This window comes from Chryseobacterium sp. (assembly GCF_045629545.1).
In the GTDB taxonomy this organism is placed as follows: Bacteria; Bacteroidota; Bacteroidia; order Flavobacteriales; family Weeksellaceae; genus Chryseobacterium.
The window spans coordinates 36585-48515 of the sequence record NZ_JAZQRK010000010.1 but is presented as its reverse complement, the minus strand read 5'-3'; the positions used below and the strand labels follow the sequence as shown (position 1 = coordinate 48515).

Here is an 11931-nt window from a genome sequence, read left to right as displayed (position 1 = left end):
TACTTTTATGTTTATTGCGCTAAAAAATCCTTTTACAGAATTCATAATGATCAATAGGTAGGTGAAATATTTTTCTTAGGTAGTGATGAAAAATAATTACAAAGATTTAATACTAGAAATAATAATATTCCTTTCAGGATAATGAAAAGAAGGATAATATTATTAAAAAAAAAAAGAAAAAGATTTTATCAATTGAAAATAACTCTGACATACCTATCTTTGTATCAATTCTTACAAATATTGAAGATTATCTATTATATCTTAATACTTATCTGAATAGAACAAATTTTTTATGATATCAACTTTTAAAACTACTATCTCACTAAAATATCTATGAGCAATAAAGAAAACTTTGGGATTAACATATCTGGTTATATAAACAAGCAATTTGGATTAGGAGAAGGCGTACGATCTAATATCAGGGCAATTAAAACAACTAATATTCCTTATGTAATCAATGATTTTAATATTACAATATCAAAATATGTACAAGATGAAACTCAAGATACATTAGAAATATCTGAAAAAAATCCTTACAATATAAATCTTGTTCAAATAAATATAGATAGATTGCATTCTGTTATGCAGAATACTCCTAAAACCTATTTCCAAGGCAAGTATAATATTGCATTTTGGGCATGGGAATTAGAAAATTTCCCTGAGGAGTCAAAAGTTTTTTTTAATCTTTTTAATGAAATATGGGTACCAAGTAATTTTTGTGCTGAAGCTATTTCAAAATTATCTAGCGTTCCAGTAATCAAAATAATGCATTCAATTGAAATTGAAAAGCCAATATATAAAAGAATTGACTTTAAGCTACCTGATGAAAAGTTTATTTACTTGACTATGTTTGATTATTATAGTTCTATTGAAAGAAAAAATCCTATTGCCACTATTGATGCTTACGAAAAATCATTTGGTAAAAATAATCCAAATGTCATTCTAGTAATTAAAACCTCCATTAGTAATGAATTTCCAACTGAGAAAAAAAAATTATTAAATAGGATTTCGGACAATAATAGTATAATTATTATTGAAGAAATTTTAGAAAAAAATAAACTATTTAGCCTAATCAACCTTTGTGACTGCTTTATTTCATTGCATCGCTCTGAGGGATTTGGCTTGACTATGGCAGAGGCAATGTTTCTAGGGAAACCTGTAATTGCTACAGCTTATTCTGCTAATACGGAGTTTATGAATATAAATAATTCTTTTTTAGTGCGTTATAATTTAATTAAAACTGGAAATCTTTACTATTTTAGTTCTGATAATGATTTTTGGGCAGATGCTGATATAGATCATGCAGCTGAACAAATGTTATATGTATTTAAAGAAAATAGAGTAGCACAATCAATAGCAAAAAAAGGGCAAGAAGATATTCATAAATTCCTTTCACCAATCAGATTAGGGGATAAAATAAAACAAAGATTAGAAATTATAAATACGGAAATTATTCCCTCATTGACTAAAAATAATTCTAATGAGGAATCATTATTAAAATTTGAAATTAAGTTATTAGAAGAAAAAATAAACAAATTAAGAAGTTTAAGACCAATTCAATGGAAAATTAAGTTTAAAAACATTCAAAACAAGTTGACAGGCAAAAATAGAAAATATTTTTGGGAAGATTAATCTAGAGTTTCATAGAATTTATTTTGAAGTTTTTGTTTTTCAAAATTTTTTATATGAATCAGAGAATATTCATATCTTTTTTCAATCTCTGTGAAATTTTTATTTCCAGTAAGAATTTCATGAACCTTGTTCTTCCAAAAGATCTTTTTATTATTTTTTAATATACGAGCTTGATAATCTGGATAATTAATGTAACCTTCATTATTTCTTTTCCAACCCATTTTTTCAACATATTCATTTGTTATACCTTCTACAATATTAATCCTAGGTACATAGAAGACATCAACACTTTTTTCTTTTCTTAAATAGGGTTTTAATATTTTAATAAATTGCTCTGTGGGAAGTTCATCAGCATCTATTTGGAAAATATATCTGCAGTTAGCATTATGAATAATATTATTCTTAAAGGTAGAAAAATCACCGTTTAATTTTGTTTCTATAACTTTAATATTTAGACTATATTTTCGTAAGACTTCTCCGACTAAATGATTAGGAGTCGTAATATCATGAATGACAATAATTTCATCATTTTTATCTATTAATGTTAATAGCTTATCTAATAGTAGTTGTAACTCGGTATGCTCATTACAAACAGTAATTCCATAAGTAATTGATATTTGTCTAAAAATACTAAACATTTTCTCTTATTATTAGATCTTGCTTGTAAGTTATATCTTTTATAATCTCGACTTGCAAATTATTAATTTTAAAATATTTTTCTTTCCTTAAAAATGAAAATATTTTTTTTTCATTTTTCTTTTCGCTAATAATAGCTGATAAATTTTGGAAACTGTGTAAATTTTTAGTAGAAAGTTTCTTAGCATCAAATTTTATAATTACATCATCTAATAAAATACTATCTGTAGATTTAAATTTCTCTTTAAGATCAAAAATAGTTTTTGGCTGTTCTTCCAATATATATTCATTCGAATTATAATTTGAATAAATATGATCTACAAAAATTTCCAACGTCTTTATAGCATCATAATTCGGATTTTTTAAAATAAGTCCAAACTTCCTTTTCTCCATTTTTGTAGAATTATTCATGAAACCCCATTTTCTTACAAAATTTCTAATTGAATTTTGTTCTATATCGGAAGTTTTATTTTTGAATTCTTCTGAAAATCTAGATGTTTTGCTTACAAAGTGATATACCATAGCATTTTTGCAAACAAAAGTTTTCTGTCCTGACATTCTTAATCTTAGTATTAAATCATCATCTTCGCAAAACATTGGATTATAAAGAGGATCTAATCCATTAATCTTAGTCAATATTTTTTTCTTAGCAGCTAAAAAAAAACTTTTATCTTCTGTCGCAACTATATCAGTAGAATTTTGATTATTTTCAAATTCAAAAAATTCTGTAAACTTGAAAGAATCAAAATCTCTCCCGAAATCTAGTATCTCCTTCCATATTCTCTTATCAGTATTAAAAATTGGTGGTTCTATTACCTTATAATACACAAGATTGTGTCTTTCTAATGCTCTACTTAGTGAAAATACAAAATTTCTTCCTAGAACCATATCATTATGTAAAAAACAAATATACTCCTTAGTAGAAATTTCTATAGCTTTGTTATAAGTATCAGAGAGTGTTTTTTCTTCTTTATCGAAATAATAAATAAGATTTTCATCAGTAATAGACTCAAGCCAATCATGAGTTCCATCAGTACTTCCATAACTTACAAAAACAATTTCAATATCACTATAATTTGAACGAATACTATCATAACAACTTCTTGAATACTCCAAATTATTTTTAAGACCTATTAATAGAGAAATATTATACATGGTAATCAATTACAGTCTATCATACTCATCTTCCAATCTTACAATATCATCTTCGCCAAAATAAGTACCTGTTTGTACTTCGATGAAAACTACAGGCTTATCGGTAAGATTCATAATGCGGTGTTTGGTACCTAATGGGATAAAAATACTTTCTCCGTAAGCAAGAGGAATTTCTTTATCATCTAAAATAACAATGGCATTTCCTTCTATGATCGTCCATTGCTCTTGTCTTTTGTGATGAAATTGGTAAGAAAGCTTCTGCCCAGGATTTACAACTATTCTTTTCAGCTTATAATGAGCCTCATCTGCCAACACAAAATACTTCCCCCAAGGTCTTTCTCCAATCTCTAACATCGTTTATTATATATTAATTATACAAATGTATATATTAAGATTAAAAAAGCAAAAAACGAAACAATAAATTATTCTTAAAACTTATTATTTTGAGTAAATTTGTAACAAAATTTTTATAAATGGAGAAAGTAAGAGTACGTTTCGCTCCGAGTCCTACAGGGCCATTACATTTGGGAGGCGTAAGAACTGCATTATACGATTACCTTTTTGCAAAAAATAAGGGTGGAGAGTTTGTATTGAGAATAGAGGATACAGACACTGCTCGATATGTAGAGGGTGCCGAAGAATATATTGAAGAAGCACTAGAATGGTGCGGAATCATACCAGACGAAAGCCCCAAAAAAGGAGGTAAATTTGCTCCTTACAAACAATCTGAAAGAAGAGATATATACGATAGATACACCTCAGAAATCTTAAAAACAGACTATGCCTATTTAGCATTCGATACACCAGAAGAGCTAGATGCTATCCGTGCAGAATACGAAGCTAAAGGCGATGTTTTCTCTTATAATAATATTACTAGAAACAGACTGCGCAACAGTATTTCGTTATCAGAAGCAGAAGTTCAATCTTTGCTAGAGCAAAAAGTACCGTATGTGGTAAGATTTAAAATGCCTGTTGACAGAATTCTAAACCTTGTAGATATTATCCGTGGTACATCATCTGTAAATACCAATACTCTAGATGATAAAGTTTTGGTAAAGAATGATGGGATGCCAACTTATCATTTTGCTAATATAGTTGACGATCATGAGATGGAAATTTCTCACGTCATCAGAGGTGAAGAATGGCTACCCTCTCTAGGACTCCACATGCTTTTGTATGAAGCAATGGGATGGGAAGCACCACAATTCGCTCACCTTTCTCTTATTTTGAAACCAGAAGGAAAAGGAAAATTAAGCAAAAGAGATGGTGATAAATTTGGGTTCCCTGTATTTCCTTTAGATTTCAAAGATCCTGAAACTGGCGTAGTATCTAAGGGATATAGAGAAAATGGTTATCTACCCAATGCTTTCATTAATATGGTAGCTTTATTAGGTTGGTCTCCAGCAGATGATAAAGAGATTTTAACGATGGAGGAAATGATATCTGAATTTGATCTTTATAAAGTACACAAAGCAGGTGCAAGGTTCAGCAAAGAAAAATCAGAATGGTTCAATCATCAATATATGCAAATGCAATCTGATGAAGAGCTTTTGGCATTACTAAAAAATTCTGATGTTGCTATTGGTTCTGTTTCAGATGAACAATTATTAAAGATTATTCATTTGATGAAAGAGAGAGCTACTTTCCCTAAAGATATCTACGAAAACGGAAAATTCTTCTTTCAAGCACCAACTTCTTATGACGAAAAAGCGTCTAAGAAAGCATGGAATGAAGAAACCTCAGCTATCCTTACAGAATTTGCTGAAGTTCTGGAATCAACTGAAGTTTACACTTCAGAAAATCTAAAACAACATATTCACGACTTTGCTGAGAATAAAGGCTTAGGTATGGGTAAAGTAATGATGCCTCTACGTTTGGCTTTGGTGGGAGAACTGAAAGGTCCAGATGTACCAGATATATTAGAACTTATTGGTAAACAAGAAAGTACAGCAAGAATAAGCAATGCTGTGAATAATTTTAAATAGTGTTACATAATTTTTCATTAAATTTGAAAGATTTAATTTACTTCAAGAATGGAATATTTAAGTTTCGAGCTCCCTATTAAAGATCTAATGGATCAGTACCAAACGTGTTCTTTGGTAGGTGAAGAAAGTGGTGTTGATGTAAAATTAGCATGCAGCCAAATAGAGGACAAGATTATAGAAAAGAAAAAAGAAATCTATCTTAATCTTACGCCTTGGCAAAGAGTACAGTTATCGCGTCACCCAGATCGCCCTTATACTATAGATTATATCAATGGTATGGTAGATAAAGGAAGCTTCTTGGAGCTTCATGGGGATAGAAACTATGCAGATGATCCCGCAATGATTGGCGGTTTGGCTACATTAGATGGTCAAAAAGTGATGATCATTGGTACCCAAAAAGGCAGAACCACAAAGGAAAGACAATACAGAAGATTTGGCATGCCAAATCCTGAAGGATACAGAAAAGCATTACGATTGATGAAGCTTGCTGAAAAATTTGGTATTCCTGTAGTTACTTTAGTAGATACCCCAGGAGCTTACCCAGGATTGGAGGCAGAAGAGAGAGGACAAGGTGAAGCTATTGCAAGAAATATCTTTGAAATGGTTCAACTAAAGACACCTATCTTCACTTATATTATTGGCGAAGGTGCTAGTGGTGGAGCTTTAGGTATTGGTGTTGGTAACAAAGTGTATATGCTAGAAAATACGTGGTATACTGTAATTGCACCAGAAAGTTGCTCTTCTATCTTATGGAGAAATTGGGATCACAAAGAAGATGCAGCCAATGCTCTAAATCTTACCCCAAAAGATGCCCTAAGAGAAGGTTTCATAGATGGTATTATAGAAGAGCCACTAGGTGGAGCACATTATGATACAGAAACTACTTTCTTAAATTTGAAAGCTTCTATCTTACAAAACATAAAAGCATTCTCCAAATTTACAGGAGTAGAATTGGAAACTCAGAGGCAAGATAAATTCATTGCCATGGGACAATTTAAAGGATAAAAAAAACAAAGGCTTCGATAATTTCGGAGCCTTTACCAATTGAGTTATCTAGCCTAAAAATATTCACCCGCATGAATTTGGATATTCATGCGGGTGAATGTTTAAAATCATGCGCATGAATTATTCATTTCATGCGCATGATATTTTTCTTTCAATTTAATAATAAACTAATTACTTCTTTTCCCCAAGCCCATTATAATTGCCAATGGTCCATTAATAGGGACTAAAAGTACTACTTAAAGTGAAGACCCGAGTTATTTTTAACCAAATTGGATATTGCAACTATATACGGTATGAGCAAAGCCAAAGCGATGAAAATTATATCTAATGGTTTTATAACTAAAGTCCTCAATTAAAATTCAATCTGTTACATTAAGCTGTATTTCAATATCTTTAGATATTTTCTTCAAAGAAGAATATTTTGCGCCACACACCATGGTTGTCAAAACATACTCTCCCTTTTCTATCTGAATAAAGTTCTGGCCTTTTGCTGGCACATCTAGATTATAATATTTCTTGCCATTTATCTTTACAATAAGCCTACAATCCGATTTATTTTTTATATTGATATATGCATCCTTATCATTGGGATCATCATTAAAAAGATGGGTGAGCATCGCTGCTGTTTTCTTGTGATTTTCACTTGCTACTCTACTTTTTGTAGTGGTAGAATTACCTGCGAAGCTAGTATTCTTCCTTGTATCTGCAGCTTTGGATATCGATGTATTTTTTGAGATTTCTGGTGTGATTACTTTATCTTTATTGAGCTCGTTATTGGTTACAATTTTGGCAATTTTTTCTTTGCTCAAAGGTTTTATGGTAGGTTTGGCTTCTGGGGAATTGTCTGCCATTATAATATTGATAAGCTTTCTCTTGAAAAAATCTGTTCTTGCGTGCCCAGGATTTTGCTTTAGGAAACCAGCAATAATTCTGGGTTCAGCTGTGGCCTCGGCTTCCGCCTCTGTATAGATAATTACCGTTTCTTTCTCGGCAACTACCTTTGGTTTTTGTTTTTTTTTCTTTTGAGCAAAGCCCACGCAAAAAATAGATAAAAACAGAACAAAAAATATTTTTTTCATCAAATAATACATTTTAAAAAATTACTAAATAAATACTATAACGTAAAAAGACATTTTTTAGTTTATCATTAAAATCATTATCTTTGCACAGCTCAAAAATAAACTAAAATTATTAATACTAATTTTTAAATAACTAAAATAATAAATATTATGTATACACCAGTAGCTGCAGATGTAGCAAAATTAAGAAACCAAACAGGTGCAGGTATGATGGACTGCAAGAAAGCATTAGTAGAAGCTGAAGGAGATTTCGAAAAAGCAGTTGATATCCTTAGAAAAAAAGGACAAAAAGTAGCTGCTAATAGAGCTGACAGAGAATCTACAGAAGGTGCTGTAATTGCGAGAGTAAACGAGGACAACACTATGGGTGTTATTATCTCTCTAAACTGTGAGACTGACTTTGTTGGTAAAAACGAGGCTTTTGTAGAATTAGCTTACGAACTTGCGGAGGTAGCACTTACGGCTGCTACTAAAGAAGAATTATTGGCTACTGAGTTCCACGGTATGACTGTTGCTGAAAAATTAATCGAGCAAACAGGAGTTATCGGTGAGAAAATTGAAATCGGAACTTTCGAAAGAATTCAAGGAGATTTCTTAGGAGCATACATCCACGCAGGTAACAAAATTGCTGCTATCACTTCTCTTTCTGCAAAAGTAGAAGGTGCTGATGAAGCTGCAAAATCTGTTTCTATGCAAGTTGCCGCAATGAACCCAATTGCTCTAGACGAAACTCACGTTTCTCAAGAAACTATTGATAAAGAATTGGAAATTGAAAGAGAATTATTAGAAAAAGAAGGGAAACCAGCTAATATTATCGATAATATCTTGAAAGGTAAAATGCAAAAATTCTACAAAGATAATACTTTGGTACACCAATCTTTCATTAAAGATAATGGTATGTCAGTAGCAGACTATGTAAAATCTGTAAATGGAGACCTTAAAGTTACAGGTTTTGTAAGAGTTAGCTTAGCATAATATTATCTTCCAAAATAATATAAATCTCGGTGCCTTGGCATTGGGATTTTTTTTTGCGATATAACGAGATGAAGCATTTTAAAAATTACTAAAAACATATTATTTTTGTATATATAATAATTATTGTAAAATACTTTTAATAATAATTAAAAAATAAATCCACTTCTATAAAAATTGATAATATATCTTATTTATATATGTTGAATTTCATATTCAGAATTAGTACGCAATAAAATCAGTGAATAATTTAAAATAATTAGTTAAAATTTATTAACATTATATTAAATATTATTTTAATTTTGTAGAAATACTAATTCAATAATTTATGAAAAAATTTCTACTGAGTTTTTTATTGATTGTCCTCACAGTCAGCAATTTATTTGCTCAACGAGATACAGAACATTGGATCGCACCCTATTACGCTTCAAGTGGAGGTTACACTAATCAGCTTTATCTATCTACAGATTCTGTAACTCCCTTTGACGTAACCATTAGTAGTAATAATGCAGTTTTGGGTACCGTAACTATCAGCAAAGGCAATCCCAATACCTATCCAGTTCCTATTGCAAATATCAGTGTAAATACACCACCAGACGCTTTCAATGTGATCACTAAAGGATTATATTTAAATGCTACAAAACCTTTTTTCTGCACTTTAAGAATTGCACAAGGTTCTCATGGCGAAGTCATTACTAGTAAAGGTAAAGCAGGGCTTGGTAGAGAATTTCACGTTGCTGGTACTCCTTTTATTGGGACCAACTCTAGCAACAATTTTACCGCAGGTATCATGGCAACTGAAAATAATACGGTAGTTACCACTACTTGGGCAGGTCCCACAACTTTTATTGGTGGAGCGCCCACTGCTAATACCAATACCATTACCTTACAAAAAGGTGAATCTTTCATCTATGCTGGCAATGGATCTATTGGAGGTAATATAGACTCTTTCATTGGTGCAAGAATAGTTTCTGATAAGCCTATCACGCTTACCAATGGTAATATGAATGGAAACTTTGGAGATAATACAGGTGGAGGTTCTGATGCTATTATGGATCAATCTGTACCTGTGGAAAGACTAGGAAGTACATTTGCAATGGTAAGAACAAGATCTACTCTTCCAGATTTGGAAGGTGGAATTGTGATAGCAACTGTAGATAACACACAAGTTTTCCTCAATGGGTCTACAACTCCAATTACTACTTTAAATAAAGGACAATGGTATAGAATACGTGGTGATAACTATGTACAACAAGGGACATCAGATCATTATAACATGTTTATTACTTCAAGTCAAAATATTTATTTATATCAATTGGTATCTGTAGGGTCTTCTGCAAGTACTAGTAATAACACTGGAGGCTTCAACTACATACCTCCATTAAACTGTTTTTTACCTAGAGTGATTGATGAAATAGGGAAGATTAATGAAATGCCAAATGTAAATTCAGCGATTGAAGTAAAACTAAATATTATCACCGAGGCTGGAGCTGTAGTTACAGTAAACGATTTACCAATGCTTCCCACAGAAGGCCCATTCCCTCTTACTGGAAATGCAGGTTGGGTAACTTATGCAAGAAACAATATCACTGGAAACGTAAAAATTGCTTCTGATAAAGCTGTTACAGCTGGTATTAATGGAGGCTATAGCTCTGCAGGTTATGGAGGCTATTTTGCAGGTTTCTCCTCTGTACCAGCCATTGCAAAACAAACTGGGGATTGCGTACCAGGAATCATCCTGGAAGTGGATGCTGGTTTTGATAGCTATCAATGGTTCCTCAATGGTGTAGCCATCGCTGGAGCAACCTCTAATAATTATACACCAACTACAGGTGGAAACTATACAGTAAGAGTAACAATGGGTACTTGTGCACCAGTAACAACACCAATCTTTAAAGTATTTACATGTCTTCAACAAACAACACAAGCGGTTAACATTTGTGGTTCTAAAGTAATTACTCCTACATTTACTACATTTACTCAAGTACCACAAGCTAGTACTGTAACAATTGTTACTCAGCCTCAAAATGGTACAGCTACCGTTAATACTACTACTGGAGTAATCACTTATATTCCAAATCCAGGATACCTAGGTCCAGATCAAATTGTATATAAATTCTGTGGTACTGCTCCTGAGTTTGTAGATTGTGAAGAGTTTACTTTAAATTTAAATTTAATACCATTTACACTTACAGATAGAACCATCTACTCTTGTCAGTATGCAGGTAAAGGATTTTTTGACCTTACTACTGCCAATGTTACGGATTATACAACACCTGTAACTAAAAAATACTATCCTACACTTGCAGACCTAAATGCAAATACCAACCAAATTACCAACCCCACTAATTATTTCTCTGGAGCAGGTTTTGTTTATGTATTGGTAGCAACAGCAGAGGGATGTACAGCCAATGCAAAAATTACTCTAGATTTTTTCCCTGTTCCTGTAGTAAAAGAAGCTACTATTAATGTATGTTTCTTACCAGATAATGAGTCTAAAGGTGAATTTAATCTAATGACTGCTAACATTTCAGACGAAGATCCTATCACTAAGAAGTTCTACCCAACATTTACAGATGCTAGTAATAATACTAATGAGATTGCTAATTTCACACAATATATTTCTGGAGATGCAAGCTTATATGCAAGAGTAATGAACTCTAATGATTGTTATGCAATTGCAAAAATTAATCTTGTTGTAAAAAAACCAAAAAGATCTTCACTATTAGTAGATCAATACATCTGTATTGATGCAAGAACTACCCTTGATGCAGGACCAGGATATCAGTCTTATAGATGGAGCACGGGAGACACTACACAAACTATTACCAATGTACCTGTAGGAGATTACTGGGTAACACTACAATTTGATGATTGCTTTATCACTCAGAAACTGAGTGTTAAAAAAGCTTTATCACCTGTAATTTCTGCGGTAGAACTATCCAATAATACAGCAACAGTAATTGTAACAGGTGGAAAATCACCTTACAAGTATTCATTAGATGGAACTAATGTATGGCAAGACTCCAATGTGTTTACAGGTCTTACAAGAGGACAACATACCTTCCATGTAAAGGATGCCTTGAACTGCGAACCAGTTTCTGCGGAAGTTACTGTACCAAACCTTATCAATGCGATTACCCCTAATGGTGATAATGTAAATGATTATATAGACTATAAGGAATTATCATACAAGCAAAATCTTACATTTTCTATTTTTGATAGATATGGAAATAAAGTTTTTGAAGGTGACAAATTCAATTCTTATAAATGGGACGGAACTCACTTCAACAAAAAAATTGTAACTGGAACCTATTGGTACAATATCAATTGGACTGAGAACAATACTGCTAAAACACCAATTAAGTTTACAGGTTGGATTTTAGTAAAAAATAGAGAATAAAACTTTATTAATCATTAAAAAGCCACGACTTTTCCAAAGTCGTGGCTTTTTTTTGTATGAAAAA

General features: G+C 31.8%; 9 protein-coding genes. 5 read left to right on the top strand and 4 right to left on the bottom strand.

Features of this window, described 5'->3' with window-relative positions; genetic code table 11:
- Positions 1-333: 333 nt before the first annotated feature.
- Positions 334-1632, top strand: coding sequence for a glycosyltransferase (locus tag ACKI42_RS02090; RefSeq protein WP_407401951.1), 1299 nt, complete (start codon positions 334-336; stop codon positions 1630-1632).
- Here the strand turns inward: ACKI42_RS02090 and ACKI42_RS02085 are convergent.
- Genes ACKI42_RS02085 through ACKI42_RS02075 form a run of 3 tightly spaced genes read right to left on the bottom strand, consistent with a single transcriptional unit; the run spans position 1629 to position 3777 of the window.
- Positions 1629-2270 (bottom strand): glycosyltransferase, encoded by a 642-nt coding sequence (locus ACKI42_RS02085; RefSeq protein WP_407401949.1) that lies wholly within the window; start codon positions 2268-2270, stop codon positions 1629-1631. The two genes, ACKI42_RS02090 and ACKI42_RS02085, sit on opposite strands and share 4 nt — an antisense overlap.
- On the bottom strand, positions 2263-3423 hold the full coding sequence (locus ACKI42_RS02080) for a glycosyltransferase family 2 protein (RefSeq protein ID WP_407401947.1): 1161 nt from the start codon (positions 3421-3423) through the stop codon (positions 2263-2265). Before ACKI42_RS02080 ends, ACKI42_RS02085 begins: the two co-directional genes overlap by 8 nt.
- 9 nt (positions 3424-3432) lie before the next feature.
- Entirely contained in the window at positions 3433-3777 is a 345-nt protein-coding gene (locus ACKI42_RS02075) for a phosphomannose isomerase type II C-terminal cupin domain (RefSeq protein WP_407401945.1), read from the bottom strand.
- Between the two features lie 119 nt (positions 3778-3896).
- On the opposite strand from ACKI42_RS02075, the gene gltX reads away from it, so the two are divergent.
- Positions 3897-5408, top strand: coding sequence for a glutamate--tRNA ligase (gene gltX / locus ACKI42_RS02070; protein ID WP_407401943.1), 1512 nt, complete (start codon positions 3897-3899; stop codon positions 5406-5408).
- 48 nt (positions 5409-5456) lie between these two features.
- Positions 5457-6413, top strand: coding sequence for an acetyl-CoA carboxylase carboxyltransferase subunit alpha (locus ACKI42_RS02065; protein WP_407401941.1), 957 nt, complete (start codon positions 5457-5459; stop codon positions 6411-6413).
- A 359-nt stretch (positions 6414-6772) separates the two neighbouring features.
- On the opposite strand, the gene ACKI42_RS02060 is transcribed toward ACKI42_RS02065, so the two are convergent.
- Positions 6773-7492 (bottom strand): DUF6759 domain-containing protein, encoded by a 720-nt coding sequence (locus ACKI42_RS02060; protein ID WP_407401939.1) that lies wholly within the window; start codon positions 7490-7492, stop codon positions 6773-6775.
- Between the two features lie 150 nt (positions 7493-7642).
- On the opposite strand from ACKI42_RS02060, the gene tsf reads away from it, so the two are divergent.
- A complete protein-coding gene (gene tsf, locus ACKI42_RS02055; RefSeq protein WP_407401937.1) occupies positions 7643-8467 on the top strand; it encodes a translation elongation factor Ts in 825 nt (274 codons plus the stop codon).
- A gap of 325 nt (positions 8468-8792) precedes the next feature.
- Positions 8793-11867, top strand: coding sequence for a gliding motility-associated C-terminal domain-containing protein (locus ACKI42_RS02050; protein WP_407401935.1), 3075 nt, complete (start codon positions 8793-8795; stop codon positions 11865-11867).
- Positions 11868-11931 lie beyond the last annotated feature (64 nt).